This window comes from Candidatus Planktophila dulcis, from assembly GCF_002288225.1.
GTDB classification, from domain to species: Bacteria; Actinomycetota; Actinomycetes; order Nanopelagicales; family Nanopelagicaceae; genus Planktophila; species Planktophila dulcis.
Genome location: NZ_CP016777.1, coordinates 588167 through 610318, shown reverse-complemented (window position 1 = coordinate 610318; position 22152 = coordinate 588167). Strand labels below are relative to the sequence as shown.

General features: G+C 48.6%; 26 protein-coding genes. 5 read left to right on the top strand and 21 right to left on the bottom strand.

Features of this window, described 5'->3' with window-relative positions; translation table 11 throughout:
- Positions 1-7: 7 nt before the first annotated feature.
- The 6 genes from A1sIIA65_RS03100 to fabG form a co-directional block, all read right to left on the bottom strand.
- Positions 8-793: a TrmH family RNA methyltransferase gene (locus tag A1sIIA65_RS03100; RefSeq protein ID WP_095676128.1), complete on the bottom strand. Its 786-nt coding sequence runs from the start codon at positions 791-793 to the stop codon at positions 8-10.
- 13 nt (positions 794-806) lie between these two features.
- Positions 807-1166 (bottom strand): 50S ribosomal protein L20, encoded by a 360-nt coding sequence (gene rplT / locus A1sIIA65_RS03095; RefSeq protein ID WP_095676127.1) that lies wholly within the window; start codon positions 1164-1166, stop codon positions 807-809.
- Between the two features lie 12 nt (positions 1167-1178).
- Positions 1179-1376, bottom strand: a complete 198-nt coding sequence (gene rpmI / locus A1sIIA65_RS03090) for a 50S ribosomal protein L35 (protein ID WP_095676126.1) — start codon at positions 1374-1376, stop codon at positions 1179-1181.
- Between the two features lie 45 nt (positions 1377-1421).
- The gene (gene infC / locus A1sIIA65_RS03085) at positions 1422-2045 is read right to left on the bottom strand and encodes a translation initiation factor IF-3 (RefSeq protein ID WP_190277142.1); all 624 of its coding nucleotides are present in this window, start codon (positions 2043-2045) and stop codon (positions 1422-1424) included.
- A 179-nt stretch (positions 2046-2224) separates the two neighbouring features.
- Entirely contained in the window at positions 2225-2992 is a 768-nt protein-coding gene (gene fabI, locus A1sIIA65_RS03080) for an enoyl-ACP reductase FabI (protein ID WP_095676125.1), read from the bottom strand.
- Positions 2993-2994: 2 nt separating this feature from the next.
- Positions 2995-3708: a 3-oxoacyl-ACP reductase FabG gene (gene fabG, locus A1sIIA65_RS03075; protein ID WP_095676124.1), complete on the bottom strand. Its 714-nt coding sequence runs from the start codon at positions 3706-3708 to the stop codon at positions 2995-2997.
- Positions 3709-3735: 27 nt separating this feature from the next.
- Here fabG and A1sIIA65_RS03070 point away from each other — a divergent pair, with 27 nt between their 5' ends.
- A complete protein-coding gene (locus tag A1sIIA65_RS03070) occupies positions 3736-4008 on the top strand; it encodes a DUF3099 domain-containing protein (RefSeq protein WP_095676123.1) in 273 nt (90 codons plus the stop codon).
- Complete coding sequence (locus A1sIIA65_RS03065; protein WP_095676122.1) at positions 4001-4723, top strand: SURF1 family protein; 723 nt, start codon at positions 4001-4003, stop codon at positions 4721-4723. The genes A1sIIA65_RS03070 and A1sIIA65_RS03065 overlap by 8 nt, the downstream gene beginning before the upstream one ends.
- Here A1sIIA65_RS03065 and A1sIIA65_RS03060 read toward each other — a convergent pair.
- The 9 genes from A1sIIA65_RS03060 to A1sIIA65_RS03020 are packed head-to-tail and all read right to left on the bottom strand — an operon-like array spanning position 4685 to position 12866.
- Positions 4685-6529: an ABC transporter ATP-binding protein gene (locus tag A1sIIA65_RS03060; RefSeq protein ID WP_223298559.1), complete on the bottom strand. Its 1845-nt coding sequence runs from the start codon at positions 6527-6529 to the stop codon at positions 4685-4687. The genes A1sIIA65_RS03065 and A1sIIA65_RS03060 overlap by 39 nt on opposite strands.
- Positions 6530-6569: 40 nt before the next feature.
- Positions 6570-6881, bottom strand: a complete 312-nt coding sequence (locus tag A1sIIA65_RS03055) for a metal-sulfur cluster assembly factor (protein WP_095531491.1) — start codon at positions 6879-6881, stop codon at positions 6570-6572.
- A 20-nt stretch (positions 6882-6901) separates the two neighbouring features.
- Positions 6902-7345 carry a Fe-S cluster assembly sulfur transfer protein SufU gene (sufU, locus tag A1sIIA65_RS03050; RefSeq protein WP_095676120.1) on the bottom strand — a complete coding sequence of 148 codons (444 nt, stop codon included), beginning with the start codon at positions 7343-7345 and terminating at the stop codon, positions 6902-6904.
- Entirely contained in the window at positions 7345-8592 is a 1248-nt protein-coding gene (locus A1sIIA65_RS03045; protein ID WP_095676119.1) for a cysteine desulfurase, read from the bottom strand. The genes sufU and A1sIIA65_RS03045 overlap by 1 nt, the downstream gene beginning before the upstream one ends.
- Before the next feature lie 2 nt (positions 8593-8594).
- On the bottom strand, positions 8595-9347 hold the full coding sequence (sufC, locus tag A1sIIA65_RS03040; RefSeq protein ID WP_095676118.1) for a Fe-S cluster assembly ATPase SufC: 753 nt from the start codon (positions 9345-9347) through the stop codon (positions 8595-8597).
- 11 nt (positions 9348-9358) lie between these two features.
- Positions 9359-9655: a non-heme iron oxygenase ferredoxin subunit gene (locus A1sIIA65_RS03035; protein ID WP_095676117.1), complete on the bottom strand. Its 297-nt coding sequence runs from the start codon at positions 9653-9655 to the stop codon at positions 9359-9361.
- Positions 9656-10747 carry a Fe-S cluster assembly protein SufD gene (sufD, locus tag A1sIIA65_RS03030; RefSeq protein ID WP_095676116.1) on the bottom strand — a complete coding sequence of 364 codons (1092 nt, stop codon included), beginning with the start codon at positions 10745-10747 and terminating at the stop codon, positions 9656-9658.
- Positions 10747-12156 carry a Fe-S cluster assembly protein SufB gene (gene sufB, locus A1sIIA65_RS03025; RefSeq protein WP_095676115.1) on the bottom strand — a complete coding sequence of 470 codons (1410 nt, stop codon included), beginning with the start codon at positions 12154-12156 and terminating at the stop codon, positions 10747-10749. The genes sufD and sufB overlap by 1 nt, the downstream gene beginning before the upstream one ends.
- A complete protein-coding gene (locus tag A1sIIA65_RS03020) occupies positions 12153-12866 on the bottom strand; it encodes a helix-turn-helix transcriptional regulator (RefSeq protein ID WP_095676114.1) in 714 nt (237 codons plus the stop codon). Before A1sIIA65_RS03020 ends, sufB begins: the two co-directional genes overlap by 4 nt.
- A gap of 47 nt (positions 12867-12913) precedes the next feature.
- Here A1sIIA65_RS03020 and A1sIIA65_RS03015 point away from each other — a divergent pair, with 47 nt between their 5' ends.
- The 3 genes from A1sIIA65_RS03015 to A1sIIA65_RS03005 are packed head-to-tail and all read left to right on the top strand — an operon-like array spanning position 12914 to position 17386.
- Positions 12914-13792 (top strand): COX15/CtaA family protein, encoded by an 879-nt coding sequence (locus A1sIIA65_RS03015; RefSeq protein WP_095676113.1) that lies wholly within the window; start codon positions 12914-12916, stop codon positions 13790-13792.
- 10 nt (positions 13793-13802) lie between these two features.
- A complete protein-coding gene (gene tkt / locus A1sIIA65_RS03010) occupies positions 13803-15851 on the top strand; it encodes a transketolase (protein ID WP_095676112.1) in 2049 nt (682 codons plus the stop codon).
- Positions 15851-17386 (top strand): hypothetical protein, encoded by a 1536-nt coding sequence (locus A1sIIA65_RS03005; RefSeq protein WP_223298558.1) that lies wholly within the window; start codon positions 15851-15853, stop codon positions 17384-17386. The genes tkt and A1sIIA65_RS03005 overlap by 1 nt, the downstream gene beginning before the upstream one ends.
- 8 nt (positions 17387-17394) lie before the next feature.
- Here the strand turns inward: A1sIIA65_RS03005 and A1sIIA65_RS03000 are convergent, their stop codons facing one another.
- The 6 genes from A1sIIA65_RS03000 to whiA all read right to left on the bottom strand — a co-directional run bounded on the left by A1sIIA65_RS03000 (position 17395) and on the right by whiA (position 22152).
- Positions 17395-17736, bottom strand: a complete 342-nt coding sequence (locus A1sIIA65_RS03000; RefSeq protein WP_095676110.1) for an RNA polymerase-binding protein RbpA — start codon at positions 17734-17736, stop codon at positions 17395-17397.
- 3 nt (positions 17737-17739) lie between these two features.
- On the bottom strand, positions 17740-17970 hold the full coding sequence (gene secG / locus A1sIIA65_RS02995) for a preprotein translocase subunit SecG (RefSeq protein ID WP_095676109.1): 231 nt from the start codon (positions 17968-17970) through the stop codon (positions 17740-17742).
- A 60-nt stretch (positions 17971-18030) separates the two neighbouring features.
- Complete coding sequence (tpiA, locus tag A1sIIA65_RS02990; RefSeq protein WP_095676108.1) at positions 18031-18804, bottom strand: triose-phosphate isomerase; 774 nt, start codon at positions 18802-18804, stop codon at positions 18031-18033.
- A gap of 37 nt (positions 18805-18841) precedes the next feature.
- Positions 18842-20026, bottom strand: coding sequence for a phosphoglycerate kinase (locus tag A1sIIA65_RS02985; RefSeq protein ID WP_095676107.1), 1185 nt, complete (start codon positions 20024-20026; stop codon positions 18842-18844).
- Complete coding sequence (gap, locus tag A1sIIA65_RS02980; protein WP_095676106.1) at positions 20026-21024, bottom strand: type I glyceraldehyde-3-phosphate dehydrogenase; 999 nt, start codon at positions 21022-21024, stop codon at positions 20026-20028. The genes A1sIIA65_RS02985 and gap overlap by 1 nt, the downstream gene beginning before the upstream one ends.
- Before the next feature lie 147 nt (positions 21025-21171).
- A complete protein-coding gene (gene whiA / locus A1sIIA65_RS02975) occupies positions 21172-22152 on the bottom strand; it encodes a DNA-binding protein WhiA (protein ID WP_095531507.1) in 981 nt (326 codons plus the stop codon).

The following is a 22152-nucleotide window of genomic DNA, read 5'->3' as shown; positions in this document are numbered from 1 at the left end:
GGTAATTCTAACCTGCCACCTTTGAAGAAAGGGTGAACATAACGATAGATGCGGCGGCAGATAAGTTAAGACTTTCAGCACGGCCAGCCATTGGAATGGTCACTTCCGTAACGCTGACCCCGAGAGCTGATGCATCTACTCCCCTGGCTTCATTGCCAAAAATTGCTATGCAATCACCTGGGATGGAAATATCACGGATTGATGTGTATGCATGGGATGAAAGAAGGAATTTCTGGATGCCTGTAAATTGCTTATCAACTCTGTCGAATGTAACTCCCTCGAATACAGAGATATTCCATAGAGAGCCTGCCGTAGCGCGAACTACCTTGGGAGAATACATATCAACGGAATCTGGGGAGGTAATCACTGCAGAGATTCCCATTGCATCAGCTGTGCGCAAGATGGTTCCGGCATTTCCTGGATCTTGGATCTCATGGAGATAGATGAAGGTTGATGATCCCGTTGCTTTAAGATCTGCAAACTTTGCTTCAGGTTTATAGCAAAGGGAAATTAGCCCCTGCGGTGAGACTGTGTCAGACATGGCCTTTAAGACCGCATCGGTTACTTCAACAATTTCAACAGAATCTAAATCGAGCTCAGAAATCTTTGAAAGACCATTTTCTGTGGCGTAAAGGATTTTAAGTTGTGGGCCGCTCTCTGAAGTCAGAGCCTCACGGGCGCATTGCACGCCTTCTGCGACGAAGAGTCCTTGTTCGCGACGCTCGCGTGCACCCTTAGAACCAATAAGAGCCTTCACTCGCGCAACATGTGGCGAGTGAAGGCTCTCAATCATTGGTATGTATTACTTATGCTGCAGGAAGGTTCTTGCGTGAAACATCCACGAGAACCTTAAATGCAGCTGGATCATTCGTTGCGATATCTGAAAGAACGCGACGATCTACTTCAAGCCCAGATGCCTTAAGGCCCTGGATGAAGCGGTTATAGGTCATTCCGTTTTCGCGAGCTGCAGCGTTAATACGCTGAATCCATAGCTGACGGAAATCGCCCTTCTTATCTTTACGATCGTTGAAGGCGTAAACCATTGAGTGCGTTACTTGCTCCTTCGCCTTTGTGAAAAGACGTGAACGCTGACCGCGATATCCGGCTGCGCGCTCAAGAGTTGTGCGACGCTTCTTTGCTGCGTGTACTCCGCGCTTGACTCTCATTGATCTACTCCCTTACTTCAAACCAAGCATGCGCTTGGCTGTCATAGTGACGGTCTTTTTAGCTGATGATTCTTGACTCAAACGACGAGTAACGCGTGATGACTTGTGCTCCAAAAGGTGGCGCTTGCCTGCACGCTCGTGCATGATCTTTCCTGTACCTGTGACGCGGAAGGTCTTCTTCGCACCACTGTGGGTTTTCATCTTTGGCATTTATCTTCTCCTGTTACTTCGTCGTTGTGAAAAATCTTGTAAAACCTATTGTGCGGCTGCTTCTTCTTCAGCAGCCTTCACTTTGGCAGCTCGCGCCGCTTTCTGTTCTGCTACCGCTTCGGTCTTCTTCTTCGTTGGCCCTAGGACCATCGTCATCTGTCGACCTTCTTGTTTAGGAGCGAACTCCACGAATGCAATCTCTTTCACATCTTCTGCAAGACGTTGCAAGAGTTTGAACCCAAGCTCTGGACGTGTTTGCTCACGGCCACGGAACTTCATCGTGATCTTCACCTTGTCGCCACCTTTAAGGAATTTCTCGACTGCTGAGCGCTTTGTCTCGTAGTCGTGATTTTCGATCTTTGGTGTCATGCGCACTTCCTTCACCACAATGTGGGTCTGGTTCTGACGTGCTTCGCGAGCTTTCTGTGCTTCCTGGTACTTGTACTTGCCGAAGTCCATGATCTTGCACACTGGCGGATTAGCTTCGGGTGCGATCTCAACGAGATCAAGTCCGATTTCATCTGCCATTGCTAGCGCTGCTTCGATATCTACAACTCCAACTTGTTCACCGGTGTAATTGATGAGACGAATCTGGGGTGTGCGGATACGGTCGTTAATGCGCGGCTCTGTTGTGATTTCTGCTCCTATGTTCGGTTCTTGAGTATCCAAGTCGCTACAAAAAACGCGCACCGCATAGAGAGAGTAAAACCTGATTCAGGTTTACTTCCGACTAACCAATCCGCCGAAGCGAAAGAGGTGTGAGCGGTGAGCTCCTCTTGCAGCAGCCTGAGCTACTGGTCTGGGGCAAGGCTACCTGAGCGGGCTCAGAATGAAAAATCCGTGCGTAATCAGGCGCCCATACCGTGCAGACCACCATCGACATGGATGATCTCAGCCGTAGTCTTGGGAAACCAATCACTTAAGAGTGCAACGGCAGCTTTTGCTGCAGGAACAGGATCTGTGACATCCCATTCCAGTGGGCTTCGTTCATTCCACACCTTTTCGAATTCATCAAAGCCAGGAATTGATTTTGCAGCCATGGTGCGAATAGGGCCTGCTGCAACTAAGTTGATACGAACATTTTCAGCGCCGAGATCGCGAGCCAAATAGCGTGATGTGGATTCAAGAGCAGCCTTAGCAACGCCCATCCAGTCATACTTTGGCCAGGCAACTTGTGCATCAAAATCAAGGCCGACAACAGATGCCCCATCTTTAAATGTTGGTCTGCAAGCCATTGTCAACGATTTAAGCGAGTATGCAGATACATGCACTGCAGTTGCGACATCTTCCCATGCAGTATTCAGGAAATTTCCACCCAGTGCTGCCTCAGGTGCAAAGCCGATGGAGTGCACAACACCATCAAGATGTGGGACATGCTTTCTTACTTGCTCAGCCAAACCATCGAGATGCTCTTGATTGGTGACATCGAGTTCGATGATCGGAGGAAGTTGTGGGAGGCGACCTGCAATACGAGTGGTCAAGCTCAGAGCACGACCAAAGCCAGTAAGAACTACGTTCGCACCTTCCTCTTGTGCAATCTTGGCAATATGAAATGCGATTGATCCATCGGTGAGAACGCCGGTGACGAGGATGTTTTTACCTTGAAGGATTCCCATACTTAGTGACCCATTCCTAATCCGCCATCGACTGGAATGATGGCACCGGTGATATAGCTAGCTTGCGGGGATGCAATAAATGCCACAACATCTGCAATCTCTGCAGCAGAGCAGAAGCGTCCAAGTGGAACTTGTGCTGCAATATCTACACGACGCTTCTCATCAAGTTCTGCTGTCATATCTGTCTCGACAAATCCCGGTGCAATGACATTGGCTGTAATGCCTCGACTTCCAAGTTCACGGGCAAAGGATCGAGCCATTCCGACAAGACCTGATTTAGAGGCTGAGTAATTCACTTGGCCTGCAGCGCCTACTCCCCCAACGACTGAGCCAATAAATATGAGACGTCCTCGCTTTAACTTCAGCAGACCTTTTGTTGCACGCTTTGCAACTCGGAATGCACCTGTGAGGTTTGCATCAATCACACTTTCAAAATCTTCATCGCTCATACGCAGGACAAGAGTGTCTTTTGTAATGCCTGCGTTTGCAACGATAATTTCAGGTTGTCCGATCTCAGATTCAATCTTTGTAAATGCTGCATCCACACTTGCTGAATCAGTGACATCCATCTGCACGGCATCAAAGCCTGTCGGTGGCGTTCCACTGCGATAGGTAATGACGACTCTGTGCCCTGCGGCCTTGAGAGCAGTTGCGATTGCTAAACCGATACCGCGATTTCCACCGGTAACAAGTGCGATTGAAGTCGGCTCGCTCATGAGAGAAAACTACCCTACTGTTGCTCTATGGCTAAAGAAGATGACGTTTACGACATCACTAGCGCCCCAAAAGGGTTATCTACTGACCAGTCTGCGAGACAACGTCGCTATTTCATTTCAATGATGATACGAACAGCCTGCTTCATCCTGACTGTGTTACTACCCAGTCCATATCGATGGTTCGCACTTCTCGGCGCCGTTACCTTGCCCTATATCGCAGTCGTAGTTGCAAATGCAGGGCGCGAAACAGTTCTACCAGGTGAAGCCATCTTGAAGAAGAGGCCGAGAGGAATTGAGTAACACAAGAAAGAAAGAGAGTTACTCGCTCCTTAAGTCCCTCGTCGCCCTACTTCTGATTATTGGATGCATCTGGGCAGCGCAATGGCAGTATCACCGTGGTGTTGATCGACACGCACGCAATTCAGTCATCGAAACAAACTCAAGCATGAGCCCTGTCTCACTGACATCTGTGCGATCCAACCCTGCTGACCATGAATGGCAACCAGTACGAACTGAAGGCATCTTTGACTCCTCATCACAAATACTCTTGCGTAATCGCTATTCAGAAGGTGTGTATGGTTTCGAACTTCTCACGCGCTTTACTACTCCTGAAGGAAAGAGCTTCTGGGTTGATTGCGGTTGGGTGAAAGCTGGTGCCAGCGCATCTTCCCAACCCGAACTACCTGCTTTACCAACGGGTGAAGTGAGCATTACCGGAAGGCTTCGCTTAGATTCTTCTCTTCCGCGTGGATCTTTCTTTGCGATTCCTGGCAACAAAGCTGACGGACTTGTCTCAAAGGCAAATGCACAATCTGGATCTTCAACAGAGACTTTCTATATTGATTTACTGAGTGGATCAGATTCTGCTCTCACTCCTGCTGTTCCAGCGCAACTTCCTGAACTCTCCGATGGGCCACATATGGCATATGCCTTGCAGTGGCTATTCTTCGGAGGCCTTGTTATCTACGGACGATTCTTAATTCGTCGTGATGTCTTGTCTCGCAAAGAGCTCTGAGTACAAACCACCTCTAGCAATGAGTTCTTCATGCTTTCCGCGCTCTACGATCAGCCCTTTTTCAAGAACTAAAATCTGATCAGCTTCCATCACTGTACTCAATCGATGTGCAATCACAATCGATGTTCGCCCCTTAAGAGCATGCTTTAAAGCTTCATGCACGAGAGATTCATTCTCAGAATCAAGGTGCGCAGTTGCCTCATCCAAGATCACAATGGCAGGTGCTTTAAGAAGCAGCCTGGCTATTGCAAGCCTTTGCTTCTCTCCACCAGAGAGGCGATGGCCTCGTTCTCCCACCATCGTGTCAAAGCCGTTTGGAAGCGTTGAGATAAGATCCCAAATCTGCGCTGCTTTGCACGCTTCAATCATCTCGGCCTCAGTTGCATCTTCTTTCGCATAGCGAAGGTTTTCAGAGATAGTTTCATGGAACAGGTGTGCATCTTGCATAACAACACCGATGGAGTCACGAAGTGATTGCACAGTGAACTCTCGAATATCTTCGCCATCAATGGTGATTGCACCACGTGTAACGTCATACAGCCTTGGAAGTAGCGCGCTCATCGTTGTCTTACCAGCGCCCGATGGGCCAACAATTGCAGTCAATGATCCTGCAGGTGCGCTAAAAGTAATTCCGCGCAAAACCTCTCCGCTTTCAACAGTCTCCGGCTTTGCCGCCGATTCAAGCGATGCTAATGAAATCTCATCAGCACGCGGATAGCTAAAGGCAACATCGGTGAAATCGATCTTCAAGTCTTTCTTCCTCAAAAACTTTGCATCAGCCTTATCAACAATCATCGGCTGAAGGTCTAGTACTTCAAAGACGCGTTCAAATGAGACAAGTGCAGTCATTACATCGATGCGAACATTAGAGAGCGCAGTCAGCGGCCCATAGAGGCGAATGAGCAGTGCAGTGATAGCGAGCAGAGTTCCGACCGTAATGGAACCGTTGATTGCAAGGTGTCCCCCAATGCCATAAGCAAAGGCTGTTGCAACCGCTGCGACACTTGTGATTCCGACAAAGAAGACTCTGTTAAGCATTGCTGTCTGAATGCCTATATCTGCAACCTTGCGCGCACGTGTGCGAAAGAAGTTCTCCTCTTTTGCTGGCTTTCCATACAGGTTCACAAGTAGTGCACCAGAGACATTGAAGCGCTCAGTCATGGTGCTCGACATTGTTGCGTTGAGATTAAATGAATCCCGAGTCAGGGCTTGAATGCGCTTTCCAACCCACTTAGTTGGAAGAAGAAAGGCAGGTAGAAGTAGAAGAGATACGACTGTGATCTGCCAAGAGAGAATCAGCATCGTTGTCACAACGAGTACGAGTGAGACCACATTGCTCACCACACCTGACAGAGTCCCAGTAAAGGCTTGTTGAGCACCCATCACATCTGAGTTAATGCGAGAGATCAGCGCACCTGTTTGCGTGCGAGTAAAGAATGCAATTGATTGGCGTTGAATATGAGCAAATACTTGTGAGCGCAGGTCATAGATCAAGCCCTCGCCGATTCTTGCTGAGTACCAACGCCCGAAGATGTTAAATGCAGCATCGACCACAGCAAGCAGTCCCACAAGGAAAGCAAGCTTTGTAACAAGGCCCGTATCTTTAGGTAAGACGCCCTTATCGATGAGTTCGCGAAGCAACAGTGGGGTTGAAACGACGAGGAGCGCTTCGATTACTACGGTGATGAGAAATATGATGATGTGAGATTTATAGGGCTTGCCGTAGGTAATGATTCTCTTGATTGTTCCTGGCTTTAGTTTCTGAGACTTAACAGATGGATCTGCAGTCATTGACCGAAAGGTCATCCAGACTGCATGTTGAGACATCAGAGATCAGATCTAGGAATCAGACTGTAAAGCCGAGGGCGCGAAGTTGTTCGCGACCATCATCAGAGATTTTATCGGGACCCCAAGGTGGCATCCACACCCAATTGATTTTCACATCGTCTGTAAAAGGTGCAAGAGCTTGACGTGTTTGATCTTCAATCACATCTTGTAATGGGCATGCAGCAGATGTGAGAGTCATATTCAGGACAGCAATATTGTTGTCATCGACCATCATGTCGTAGATAAGTCCAAGGTCAACAACGTTGATACCAAGTTCTGGGTCGACAACATCCTTCATCGCCTCATTAATATCTTCGATCTTTGCAACCATGTCTCTATCCTACTTTCTTTTTAGGCTTGCTTTGCCAACGCTTGAACGCTTGCATCTTTAAATGCCATCCAACCCAGCAACGCACATTTAATGCGAGCCGGATACTGAGAAACTCCCGCAAGGGCGACTGCATCCTCAAGAAGTGACTCATCACCCTTCTCGGTTCCCTTGCTCTGCATCAAGTGCATAAAGGAATCAGCTATCACCTGAGCTTGATCAAGGTTTTTGCCGATAAGAAGGTCTGTAAGAATCGAGACACTTGCCTGAGAAATCGAGCACCCCACGCCATCCCAAGAAACGCTCTTGACCATATTTCCTTCAAGTGTGACGTTGAGAGTGATTTCATCGCCACAGCTGGGATTGATGTGGTGAACCTGCGCATCAAAAGTTGTATTCAACTTCTTGTTCTGCGGATTCTTATAGTGATCCAGAATCACTTCTTGATAGAGATTATCGAGCTGCATTAGCGACCAAAATATTTCTGAGCGCCCTGCACGCCGACGATGAGTGCATCAAGGTCATCTGTGGTGTTATAGAGATAGACAGAGGCACGTGTAGTTGCGGGAACTCCAAGCTTGCGAGTGAGTGGCCATGCGCAGTGATGACCTGTGCGAACTGCAATTCCTTGGCTATCTAAGTACTGACCTAAATCGTGTGGATGAATATCTCCAAGAGTAAATGAAACTACTCCACCACGAAGCTCTGTTGTCTTTGGACCAATAATGCGCAGATCAGTAATAGCAGACAGACCCTCAAGCAAATATTTGGTAAGTGATATCTCATGCTTATGAATGTTATCCATACCAATTCCAGTCAGATAGGTCAGCGCTGCACCTAATCCAACAGCCTGTGCCATATTGGGAACACCGGCTTCAAACTTCTTTGGTGCTGGCGCCCATGTTGCAGATTCCATCGTGACATTTTCAATCATGGAGCCACCGGTAAGAAACGGTGGAAGTTCAGCAAGAAGTTCTGCGCGTCCCCAGAAAACTCCAATACCTGTAGGACCTACTGCCTTGTGTCCTGAGAATGCTAAGAAATCAATATCGAGCGCCTTCACATCTGTCTTCATGTGAGGAACAGATTGACATGCATCAAGAACAACAACGGCCCCCACTTCGTGAGCACGCTTTGTAATCGCTTCTAGTGGGTTGATGGTGCCAAGTACATTTGATTGGTGAGTGAGAGCCACAACTTTTGTCTTCTCGTCAATGACTGAATTGATCTGAGAGAGATCTAGGCGTCCATCATCTGTGACGGTGAACCATTTCAGAGTTGCTCCCGTGCGGGCAGCTAACTGCTGCCAAGGGATGAGATTGGCATGGTGCTCCATCTCGGTAACGACTATTGAATCCCCTGCTTTAAGGTGAAAACGATTGCCAGGAGCAGCGTTGCCCATCGCATAGCAGATGAGATTGAGAGATTCCGTGGCGTTCTTAGTGAAGACGATTTCATCGACCGATGCGTTGAGGAATTGAGCAACAATTTCGCGAGCACCTTCGTAGGCATCGGTTGCTTCCTCAGCCAATTGATGCGCACCGCGATGCACCGCCGCATTATGAAAACGGTAGAAATCACTTTCTGCATTAATGACAACATTGGGCTTTTGGCTCGTTGCGCCAGAATCTAAATAGACAAGGCGCTTGCCATCGCGGATTGTCCGATCCAAAATCGGAAAATCCTTAGCGATAGCGTGAGCATCAAATGTCATAATTAAGCGGTGACGTACTCCGCATAACCATTTGCTTCGAGCTTATCTGCAAGCTCTGGTCCGCCTTCTTCGACGATACGACCGTTAGCAAATACATGCACGAAGTCAGGCTTGATATAGCGCAAGATGCGTGTGTAGTGAGTAATCAGAAGGATTCCGTGGTTATTTGCAGCCTTTGCGCGAACAACACCCTCAGAGACGATACGAAGCGCATCAACATCAAGACCTGAATCTGTCTCATCAAGGATTGCAAACTTAGGCTTGAGAAGTTCGAGCTGCATGATTTCATGACGCTTCTTCTCTCCTCCTGAGAATCCTTCATTCACATTGCGTTGAGCAAATGATGCATCCATCTTGAGCGATTCCATTGCACTCTTTACTTCCCCTACCCACTCGCGAAGCTTTGGGGCTTCTCCGCGAAGAGCTGTTGCTGCTGTACGAAGGAAGTTTGAAACTGAAACGCCTGGAACTTCAACTGGATACTGCATTGCAAGGAAGAGTCCTGCCTTTGCGCGCTCGTCAACTGTCATCTCAAGTACATCTGCACCATCGAGAGTAACTGTGCCCTCTGTGATGGTGTATTTAGGGTGACCGGCGATTGAGTATGCAAGCGTTGACTTACCTGAACCGTTAGGTCCCATGATTGCATGTGTCTCACCTGACTTGATGGTGAGGTCTACGCCCTTAAGAATTTCAATCGATCCTTGCTCGGTCTCGACAGATACTTTCAATCCGCGAATTTCAAGAGTGCTCATATCTATCTCCGTTACATCTCTACCGTGACGGAGTCTCCGTCGACAGTTACTGAATAGGTCTTAATGGGTGCTACAGCTGGAGGCGTTAACGCCTCTCCTGTGCGAAGGTCGAACTCAGCTCCGTGAAGCCAGCATTCAATCTTGAAATCTGTGATGTCACCTTCTGAAAGTGATGCATCAGAGTGGCTGCAGACATCGTTGACTGCGAAAACCTGATCGCCCACACGGGCAACACAGATAGATTCACCGTTCTTCTCAATGCGCACAGGCTTTCCAGCCTGAAGTGAAGAGAAAGCTAGATCAGACATTTACTTACCTGCCTTTTCAAGTTCTCCATCAATGCGAGTCATGATGCGCTCTTGAATTGATTCGATACCAATCTCAGAGACAATCTCATTAAAGAATCCGCGTACTACAAGGCGTCGCGCATCATCCATAGTGATTCCGCGTGACATTAAGTAGAAGAGCTGTTCATCATCAAAGCGACCAGTTGTAGATGCATGGCCTGCTCCAACGATTTCACCAGTTTCGATCTCAAGGTTAGGAACTGAATCCGCACGAGCCCCATCTGAAAGAAGCAAATTTCGGTTGAGCTCGTAGGTATCTGTGCCTTCAGCTGCTGCACGGATAAAGACATCACCAATCCAGACAGTGTGCGCCTTATCCCCTGCTAGCGCTCCCTTGTAATTCACACGGGACTTCGCATTAGGCACTTTATGATCAACAAACATGCGGTGTTCAAAGAACTGTCCAGCAGTTGCAAAGTAGACACCTGAGAGATCACATGATGCACCTGGTGCAATGAAGTCCACGGTGGGAAGCAGACGAACTACATCTCCCCCGACTGTGACAACGATTGACTTAAATGTTGCATCGCGATCAACGATTGCATGATGGCGCGCTGCATGAATGGTCTTCGAATCCCATTCCTGAAGTGCGATGAGAGTGAGGTGAGCACCTGGCTCAACAACAATCTCTAAATCTTCTGCAAGATGAGTATCACCTGAGTTCTCAATGACAACAACAGACTTTGAGTGATTGCCAGCCTTGATGAGAACTCGTGAGAATTCAGCAGAGTCAGTTCCGAAAGAAGAACGGTTAAGCATGATTGGCTCAGAGATTTCCGCACTGGCGGCAATCGATAGAACTGCGCCCTTGCTTGTGAACGCACGAATGCGATTAACGATCACATCATCAGTCTCAGTAACGGCCTCAATCTCTTGGTGAGAGAAAGTCACTCCCGTTGGAAGTGAGCCATTGATTGCCAATGAATTGCGCTCGACTGGGGTGGCCGAACCATCATGCATTCCACCCAAGCGTTTGAGTGGAGTAAAGCGCCATGCTTCTTCACGCCCCGTTGGGGTGTGATTTTCTAGAACGTTCGATTGCAATGAAGACATTAGCCGACTGAACCTTCCATCTGAAGTTCGATGAGGCGGTTGAGTTCCAGTGCATACTCCATAGGAAGCTCACGTGCGATTGGTTCGATAAATCCACGAACAATCATTGCCATGGCTTCATCTTCATTGAGGCCGCGAGACATCAAGTAGAAGAGCTGATCATCTGAGATCTTAGAAACAGTAGCTTCGTGTCCCATAGAGACATCATCTTCACGGATATCAACATACGGATATGTATCAGAACGAGAGATTGTGTCCACCAAAAGGGCATCGCACTTCACAGTGCTTTTAGAGTGGTGTGCACCCTCTTGAACCTGGACAAGTCCACGGTATGAAGTACGTCCTCCACCGCGAGCTACAGATTTAGAGATTACAGAAGATGATGTGTAAGGAGCTGCGTGCACCATCTTTGCACCAGAATCTTGATGTTGGCCAGGGCCTGCAAAGGCAAGTGAAAGTGTTTCACCCTTTGCATGTGGTCCCATCAACATCACAGCTGGGTACTTCATGGTGACCTTCGAACCGATATTTCCATCGACCCATTCCATCGTTGCACCTTCAGCACATGTTGCGCGCTTTGTTACCAAGTTATAGACGTTGTTAGACCAGTTCTGGATGGTTGTGTAACGAACACGAGCACCCTTCTTCACGATGATCTCAACAACTGCTGAGTGCAATGAATCTGACTTGTAGATAGGTGCTGTACAGCCTTCTACATAGTGAATGTATGAATCTTCATCAGCAATAATCAGAGTACGTTCGAACTGACCCATATTCTCTGTATTGATACGGAAGTAAGCCTGTAGAGGGATATCAACATGAACGCCCTTAGGAACATAGATAAATGAACCACCAGACCAGACAGATGTATTCAGCGCTGCAAATTTGTTATCGCCAACAGGAATAACAGTTGCGAAATACTCTTTGAAGAGCTCAGGATGTTGCTTTAGAGCGCTATCTGTATCAAGGAAGATCACGCCCTGCTTCTCAAGATCTTCACGGATTGAGTGATAAACAACTTCTGATTCATACTGGGCTGCAACACCTGAAACTAGGCGCTGCTTCTCTGCCTCAGGAATACCAAGGCGGTCATAGGTATTCTTAATATCATCTGGAAGGTCATCCCACGTTGTCGCCTGCTTCTCAGTAGAGCGCACAAAGTACTTAATAGTGTCGAAGAAAATTCCAGTTAGATCTGAGCCCCATGATGGCATCGGCTTCTTATCAAAGAGTCCAAGACCTTTAAGGCGCAGATCTAGCATCCACTGAGGCTCAGACTTCTTCGCTGAGATATCGCGAACTACTTCTTCGCTTAATCCGCGCTTAGCATTAGATCCCGCATCATTGCTATCAGACCAACCGTATTCGTAATTTCCGAGGCCTTCGAGCTCTGGGTGTGCTGTTGTCATGAGTGTGCCTTTCCAGCAGTTATTTTCTTTGATGGTTTGGTTTTTACAGTGTTGGGGATGTATGTAGTGCAGACACCATCGCCATGAGCGATAGTGGCTAAACGTTGAACGTGAGTTCCTAGCATGCGTGAGAAAGCTTCAGTCTCTGCCTCACAGAGCGCAGGAAATTCTGCAGCGACGTGGGCAATTGGACAGTGGTGTTGACAGAGTTGCTCACCCAAGGGGCGGCTCTCAATACTGGCGGCATATCCCTGTTCAGTAAGAAATGTTGCCAGCGCTTCAGATTTATTGGAACGCTTTGCCAGTGCAACCGTTCCCTTACGTTCGATGTCATCAGCACGTGATTGCGCAAATGCTTTAACAAGGGTTCCCCCTGATTGTGCTGACATAAATTTCAGCGCCGCAACAGCTAAGTCATCGTAGGAATGTTCAAACTTCTCTCGCCCTGAATCGGTCATCACAAATACCTTCGATGGACGACCACGACCACGAGTAAGAGCCTGGTGAGGTTCACGCGCTTCCAAAATTCCATCTGCAACCAAGAGATCAAGGTGGCGGCGAATTCCAGCCGGGGTTAAGCCAAGACGCTCACCGAGTACGACGGCAGTCGATGGACCATTTTCGAGGACCGAGCGAGCGACAGCGTCACGGGTGCTGAGATCATCGATTTTCACAACACTATTGTGTCGTAATTCGCACCGCCTCGCCACTTACAGGTGTCGCCTGCGCGCCCCCATAAGGTCTTAGGCTACGGAGCGTGAGTAGAGCGAGAAGTTTAGCGAGCAAACTCCTTCCTGCCTTAACTGGCCTGCTCCTCTTTCTCCAATCTGCACTGGTTATTACCGGAGGGGCAGTTCGAGTAACGGGCTCAGGACTTGGCTGTCCGACATGGCCTGAGTGCACCCCCGGTTCCTACACACCAGTGCCCGGACAGGCCGAAGGTCAATTGCACGCATGGATTGAATTTGGAAACAGACTTCTGACCTTCGCACTTCTCTTTGCTGCCCTTGCAACAGTGATTGCAATATTTCGTTCTGGTCGTCGAGATTTAAGATTTCTTGGCGCCACACAAGTTCTTGGAATTCTTGGTCAGGGCGTATTAGGTGGCATCACAGTCCTCACCGATCTCAATCCTTTAGCTGTGGGATCGCACTTACTTCTATCCATTCTTCTCATCGCCGCTGCAACTTCCCTGCACTCACGCAGGCATAACCCCAGTGTGCGCACATCATCGACTGAGGTTCGCATCTCCAGAATCTCACTAGCCCATATCAACCTCGCATTTATTGCAATCACTATTGGAACTCTCGTCACAGGCAGCGGACCACATGCAGGAGATGTCGATGCCCCTCGATTAGATTTTGCCATCACAACTATCACGAGAATTCATAGCGCTTCGGTGTGGTTACTCATGATTGTCTCCGTTTTCTTCCTCATTTCAAGAAAGCTGAACTATGAAACCAAACGTTGGCTCATTATCTTCATCTTTCTTGCCATCGGCCAAGGAGCAATTGGCTATCTCCAATATTTCCTCGGCGTACCTGAGGAGCTTGTAGTAATGCATTTACTTGGATCTGTATTGGTGTGGATCGCAGCGTGGCGCGTCCGTCTATCTGTAGTACGTAAACCCGCATAAGGAGAAGAACATGAGCAAAATCGCTGGCTGGACTGAACTCGATGACCGCGCAGTTGCTTACGCACGTGCACTGGCCATGGATGCCGTGCAAAAGGTTGGTAATGGACACCCAGGTACTGCGATGGCACTTGCTCCTGTTGCCTACAACCTATTTCAGCGCCATCTCGTTCATGATCCATCCGACCCACAGTGGTTAGGTCGCGATCGTTTCATCTTGTCTTGCGGCCACTCCTCCATGACTCTTTACACTCAACTTTTCTTCAGTGGGTATGGGCTTGAGATGGAAGATATTCAATCCTTTAGAACATGGGGATCTCTCACACCAGGACACCCTGAATTTGGCCACACCGCAGGCGTTGAAATGACAACTGGTCCATTAGGAGCAGGTGTTGCCACATCTGTTGGCTTTGCAATGGCAGCTCGTTATGAGCGCGGACTTCTCGATCCTGAAGCACCTGCAGGCACATCACTTTTCGATCACTCCATCTGGGTTATCTGTTCTGATGGTGATCTTCAAGAAGGAGTTTCTGGAGAGGCATCATCACTTGCTGGAACACAAGAGCTTGGCAATCTCAACATTATTTATGATGACAACAGAATCTCTATCGAAGGCGATACTCACGTTTCATTTACAGAAGACGTTGCAGCTCGCTATCGCGCTTATGGCTGGCATGTCCAAGATGTGCCGGCACTATCTGATGGCAATGTAGATCTCGAATCCCTTGATAAGGCGATGATTGCAGCCAAAGCTGAGAAGACAAAGCCATCTCTTATCCGTATGCATTCGATCATTGCATGGCCTGCACCGAAACTTCGCGGAACTGGAAAATCACATGGTTCGGCGCTCGGTGATGAAGAGATTGCGGCAACTAAGAAGGAGCTTGGCCTAAACCCTGATGAGAAGTTTGCAATGCCTGAAGATGTCTTTGCTCATGTGCGCGCAGTGAAGGCTCGAGGTGCTGCAACTCGTAAGGAGTGGGATTCAAAGTTTGAACAGTGGCAGAAGGCTCATCCAGATCGCGCGGCACTTCTGAAACGTCTTGTTGCACGCGAACTTCCTGCAGGATGGGAATCAGCTCTGCCTAGCTTTGAAGCCGGTAAAGATGTCGCAACTCGCACAGCATCAGGACATGTCATCAATGCGATCGCAAAGTCACTGCCTGAGTTTTGGGGCGGCTCTGCAGATCTTGCAGATTCAAATATGACCACTATCGAAGGCGGCAACTCCTTCTTGCCTGCAACAAGTGCGATGAAGAATGCAGATCCATACGGTCGCATCATCCACTTTGGTATCCGCGAACATGCAATGGGCTCCATCATCAACGGAATTACCTTGCATGGGCTTTCACGATCATTTGGTGGAACTTTCGCAGTCTTTAGCGATTACATGCGTCCCTCTGTTCGCCTTGCAGCCATCATGGATATTCCATCTATCTTCGTCTGGACACATGATTCCATCGGCGTGGGAGAAGATGGTCCAACGCATCAACCCATTGAGCACTTTGCAGCACTGCGTGCTATTCCAAACTTTGCAGTCTTGCGCCCGGCAGATGCCAATGAGGTAACTGAAGCGTGGAAATCTGTCATCAAACGAAATAAGCCAGCAGGCTTCCTGCTCTCTCGCCAAAACCTTCGCACCGTAGATCGCACAACACATGGCGCAGTCTCAGGAGTCGATAAGGGTGCATACATTCTGAAAGAGGCATCCTCAACTCCGAAGGTCGTCATCATTGCAACAGGTTCTGAAGTCGGCATCGCACTAGATGCACAGATTGCACTCGAGGCAGAAGGAGTCTCAACTCGCGTTGTGAGCGCGCCATGTCTTGAATGGTTTAACGAACAAACTATCTCCTATCGCGAGTCAGTTCTTCCCACCTCATCACTGCGAGTCAGCATCGAGGCAGGAATTGCTCTGGGTTGGCGCGAATATGTGGGCGATAAAGGTGTCATCATCTCTCTTGATCATTGGGGTGCATCAGCATCTGCTGCAAAGCTCTTCACTGAGTTTGGTCTGACTTCAGAGCGGGTTGTTTCAGATGTGAAGAAGGCGCTTGCATAGTGAAAATCTCTGGTCCATCGCTTGCGACCATTGATCGCGAAAGCGAGATTTATCGCAAGTTACGTGAAGCTCATCCTCGCATTGCGAAGAAGGATGCAAGCACGTGGGGAACTAAGGCATCGACCGAAGCAGCTATTCGCCTGAATTGGGTTGACCTCCCAGAAGCGTCGCTCTCACTTCTACCCCAGATCACTGAGATAGCTAAGAAATTTGCATCTCACACTCGCGTCGTCTTATGTGGAATGGGTGGCTCTTCACTGGGGCCTGAAGTGATTGCTCTTACCTATAAGAAAGATATCTTCATCTTTGATTCAACGGATCCCAACTATGCACGCCATGCCATCGGGACAGATCTTGCACACACACTTGTCGTAGTAAGTTCGAAATCTGGTTCGACTATCGAAACTTCATCACAGCGCGCACTCTTCGAAGGTCAGTTCCGAGCTGCAGGGCTTAACCCACTTGACCATATGCTCTTTGTGACAGATCCTGGTTCACCACTTGATAAAGAAGTTCGTGCATCGGGGTATTCAGTCATTAACGCCGATCCCAATGTGGGTGGACGATTTAGCGTTCTCAGCGCCTTTGGATTGGTTCCATCTGCACTCATTGGCGCTCCGATCAAGGAGATACTCGATGATGCAAGCGCTGAAAAGAAGGCATTCCTACAAGATGATCAGGTAATTCTTGATGTCGCCTATCTCCTTGTCACACAAGCAGAGCAATACATCGCATTCACCGATGCAGGATCACACGTTCCTGGACTCTCCGATTGGATTGAGCAGCTCATTGCAGAATCCACCGGAAAAGATTCAATCGGTCGACTTCCCATTGCAACAGAGGATGTAACACGTGCTCGTGTTGGCGGTGCATTCACCGTTTCCTATGCAGGAAGTGGAGCAGACCTCACAGTCGAAGGCCCACTCGGAGCACATTTTATTTTCTGGGAATGGGTCACTGCCCTCATTGGTGCAGCACTCAAGATTGATCCATTTAATCAACCGAATGTGACTGAGGCTAAAGAACAGACTGCTGCAGCCCTTACCGAATGGAATAACGTCGTCCCTGTTCTCACGCCGGCCTGCACTGATAAATCAGTGGAGATTTTCGGTGATGGTCAATCTCTGAAAGATGCATTGGCAACATTTATCGAAGATGTAAAAGATGGTGGATACATCGCAATCATGGCCTATCTTGATCGCCGTGATGATGTGAAGATTGCAGAACTACGTGCAATCTTGGCTGAGAAATCTGCTCGCCCTACATCATTCGGGTGGGCGCCTCGCTTTCTGCACTCCACTGGGCAATTCCATAAAGGTGGCCAGAAGAACGGATCTTTCCTGCAAATTACTGGTGAGACTTCTATCGATTACACGATTCCTGGTCGCGATTTCAGTCTTCGTACACTCCTCTTTGCGCAAGCTATCGGTGATAACCGAGCCCTTGCGACAAGAAAATACCCGCTCCTTCGTCTGCATCTGCAGAACCGAAAAGCGGGTATTGATGAAATCTTAGCTGCTGCTAGATCTCTATAAATTTTTCTTTAGTCGAGGTCATCTCCACGTAGTTTGCGAAGAGCATCTTCAAGAATCTTCTCGCCCTCTTTATCTGTGCGACGCTCCTTCACATATGCGAGGTGAGTCTTGTAAGGGATATTTACTACAGCACTCGGTGGATTGTTCTTATCGCGACCTGCTGGAAGACCGCACTTTGGGCAGTCCCATTGATCAGGGATGACGACAGTCTCTTCAACCGCAAAGGATGGACGCACTTCATGTCCATTGGCACACCAGTAGGAAACCGATGCGCGCTCAATCTGATCGCCACGCTCTGCCTCGCCCATTGGGCCAGCGCCGACACGACTTCCGCGAATTGCACTTGCCATGAATTAACCCTTCAAAACGAGTGAGAGACCAACAACGCCTGCGAACCAGAGGCCGCCAACAACAATTGTGATGCGATCGAGGTTACGTTCTACGACAGATGAGCCACCATAGTTTGATGAGATTCCGCCGCCGAATAAATCAGAGAGACCAGAACCTTTGCCCTTGTGGAGAAGGACGAGAAGTATCATCACGATACTTGCGATAACCAGAAAGATTGAAAGTGCTAAAGCCATTCGTGAAACTCCTCTAGAGGTAGGGGTACAGGATACCCGAATGAGTAAGAAAGCCTTGAATTACGCCTGAGCGTGGAACTTAACAATCTTTGCCAGCTCTTCAGGGTCAAGGCTTGCTCCCCCAATAAGTGCTCCATCAACATCTGGCTGCTTCATGATTTCGGCGATATTTGCTGACTTAACAGAACCGCCATAGAGGATGCGCATATTGGCAGCAATCTCTGAAGATCCAATCTGTTCAATCTCTTCACGGATTGCAGCACAGACTTCTTGTGCATCTTCAGGTGTTGCAGTCTTGCCTGTTCCAATTGCCCATACTGGTTCATAGGCGATAACAATCTTCTTGAGCTCTGGCTTATGGAATCCTTCAAGGCCAGCACGCACTTGGCGGATCACATGTGAGACATGGGTTCCTGATTCGCGAATTGCGAGCTCTTCTCCCACACAGAAAATTGGTGTGAGCTCATGGGCAAGTGCTGCCTTTATCTTACGATTTATAAGAGCATCATCTTCGTGATGAATTGCGCGGCGCTCAGAGTGGCCAATGGCAACAAATGTGCAGCCTAGCTTTGCAAGCATGGAGCCTGAGATATCACCGGTGAATGCACCGGATGCATCAGGTGAGAGATCCTGTGCACCATATTGAAGGCGCAAACGATCGCCATCGACCATAGTCTGGATAGAGCGAATATCGGTAAATGGAGGAAGGATTGCAACATCGACTGCATCGTAATCCTTGTCATCGAGTGAGTACACAAGCTTTTGTGCAACTGCTATCGCCTCAAGGTGATTGAGGTTCATCTTCCAGTTACCGGCCATCAGTGGCTTGCGCATGTATTACTCCTTCGTTGATCGTGCTTGATGAAAATTCTTAAAGATCGAGAGCTGTCAGCCCTGGAAGTTCTTTACCCTCAAGGTATTCAAGGGATGCTCCCCCACCTGTTGAGATATAGCCAAATGCTGAATCTGCAAAGCCTAGTGCGCGAACAGCAGCTGCTGAATCACCGCCACCTACAACTGAAATTCCATCAACTTCAGTCAGTGCTTGCGCAACAACTTTGGTGCCATGAGCAAAGTTGGGGAACTCAAAGACGCCCATAGGCCCATTCCAAAATACTGTCTTACATGTCTTAATCGCTGCTGCAAAAGCTTCAGCTGACTCTGGTCCAATATCAAGGCCCATCTGATCTGCAGGGATTGCATCTGCACTCACAAGAGTTGGGGTGGCATCGGCAGAAAATGTTGGCGCAACGACGATATCTGTAGGAAGAATGAGCTTCACACCAGAGTCTTCGGCTTGCTTGATAAGACCTCTCACAGTGTCAACGAGATCGCGTTCAACCAGGGAAGAACCAATCTCTTTTCCTTGAGCTGCAAGGAAGGTGAAGAGCATTCCGCCACCGATAGCCATGACATCTACTTTGCCAAGCAGGTTTGCGATAACACCAATCTTGTCTGAAACTTTCGAACCACCAAGGACGACGCCATAGGGGCGAACGGGGTCAATGGTGAGTTTTTTAAGAACTTCAACTTCTGCTGCAACAAGAGTTCCTGCTGCATGAGGAAGAAGCTTTGCTAAATCAAAGACTGATGCGTGCTTGCGGTGTACTGCGCCAAAGCCATCGCCCACATAGAAATCTGCAAGCTTTGCAAGCTCTGCAGCAAGTGCTCCACGCTCTGCTTCATCCTTCGATGTCTCAGCTGCGCTAAAGCGAATGTTTTCAAGGAGAAGAACTTCACCAGCACCTAGCACTTGCGCTTTTGCTGTGACATCTGCGCCCGTAATTGCTCCTGCAAATTGAACAGGCTTTCCAAGAAGTTCAGAAAGTCGGACAGCAACTGGTGCAAGTGATAGCTCAGGCTTTGCTTCGCCCTTTGGTCGACCTAGATGAGCTGCAATAACAATGCTGGCACCTTGTGCAAGCAGTGCATTGATTGTTGGAAGTGAAGCGCGAATACGGCCGTCATCAGTGATCTTTCCTTCTTTCAAAGGAACATTGAGATCGCACCGCAAGAAAACGCGCTTACCTGCTACATCTAGGTCAGCCAGAGACATTAGAGAGATTTACCTACGTAACCAACAAGGTCAACGAGGCGGTTTGAATAGCCCCATTCGTTGTCATACCAACCGACAACCTTGACTGTTGTTCCAATAGCTTTTGTAAGACCTGCATCGAAGATGCAAGATGAAGGATCTGTCACGATATCTGAAGAAACGATTGGATCTTCTGTGTAGGTAAGGAATCCCTTGAGTGAACCGTTCGCTGCTTCCTTCATCGCTGCATTGATCTCTGCGGCTGTTGCTTCCTTAGCAAGTTCAACTGTGAGGTCAGTAGCTGACCCTGTTGGAACAGGAACACGCATTGCAAAGCCATCAAGCTTGCCCTTGAGCTGTGGAAGAACTAGAGAAATCGCCTTTGCCGCACCTGTTGAGCTAGGAATGATGTTGGTAGCTGCTGCACGAGCACGACGAAGATCCTTATGTGGGAAGTCAAGGATTACCTGGTCATTTGTGTATGCGTGGATTGTTGTCATGAGACCGCGGACAATGCCGAACTTCTCATCCAAAACCTTTGCCATGGGCGCAAGGCAGTTAGTTGTGCATGATGCGTTGGAAATAACGTGGTGATTTGCTGGGTCATACTTCTCATGATTGACGCCCATCACGATAGTGATGTCTTCATCAGTTGCAGGTGCTGAAATAATGACTTTCTTAGCTCCTGCTGTGATGTGCTTCTGGGCATCAGATGCCTTAGTGAAGTGACCTGTTGATTCAATCACAATATCTGCCTTCACTGAGCCCCAAGGTAGGTTTGCTGGATCGCGATCTGCAAATACCTTGATGGTCTTTCCACCGACAGTAATGGTGTCTTCTGTGTGTGAGACTTCAAGTCCGAGGCGTCCCAAGATTGAGTCGTACTTCAATAGGTGAGCAAGAGTTGCATTATCTGTAAGGTCGTTGATACCTACGATATTGATATTTGGGTTGGTGAGCGCTGCGCGAAAGAAGTTGCGGCCAATACGTCCAAAACCATTAATTCCGACATTAATCATTGTAAAAACCTCTTCTAGAAAGTGAATTGCCCCGCATAAAGGTGGCTATCTGTAACACCACAACATTGGGGGCTTGTCGCAAAGTCTATCAGCCTGCAGATGGCTACTGGTCAGTTGCTACGCGTGCGAAGGGCCACTCTTCACCATTTATTCACCCAATAAATCAGGCGATAGCCCTGCTTCCGTATCTGGTATGCCGAGCTCTTGTGCTCTCTTATCGGCCATTGCAAGAAGGCGACGAATACGCCCTGCAATTGCATCCTTGGTCATCGGTGGAGTTGCAAGAGATCCAAGCTCTTCAAGACTTGCCTGTCCATGTGAAATACGAAGCTCTCCTGCTTCCTTTAAATGATCAGGAATCTCAGGGCCGAGGATTTCCATTGCGCGTTGAACGCGAGCAGCGGCAGCAACAGCTGCACGTGCTGAACGACGCAAGTTTGCATCATCAAAGTTGGCAAGGCGATTCGCAGTTGCGCGCACTTCTCGGCGCATACGACGTTCCTCCCACGCAAGAACACTTTCATGTGCTCCAAGACGTGTCAGTAGAACACCAATGGCATCGCCATCTCGAATTACAACACGATCAACACCACGTACTTCACGAGCTTTGGCAACAATATTTAGACGGCGCGCAGCTCCAACGAGAGCAAGCGCTGCTTCAGGTCCTGGGCATGTAATTTCAAGTGACGATGAGCGACCTGGTTCAGTCAGTGAGCCATGTGCGATAAATGCACCACGCCATGCAGCCTCTGCATCGCAGACATTGGCAGCAACGACTTGAGGAGGAAGTCCACGAACTGGCCGACCATTTGCATCAATCAGACCTGTCTGGCGAGCAAGTGCATCCCCTGCTTCAACAACGCGCACCACATAGCGAGAGCCTTTGCGCAGCCCGCTGGATGAGAGAACTGCAAGATCACTATCGTGGCCATAGATATCGGCAATATCTTTCTTCAGGCGACGAGCGCTCTGTGAAGTATCGAGCTCAACTTCAATTAGAACTTTGCCTGCAGCGATATGTAAGCCTCCAGCAAAACGCAGGAGGGATGAAACTTCAGCCTTGCGGCAGCACGGCTTGGTAACCGAGAGACGACTGAGTTCGTCTTTCACCGCTGCAGTCATTGCCAT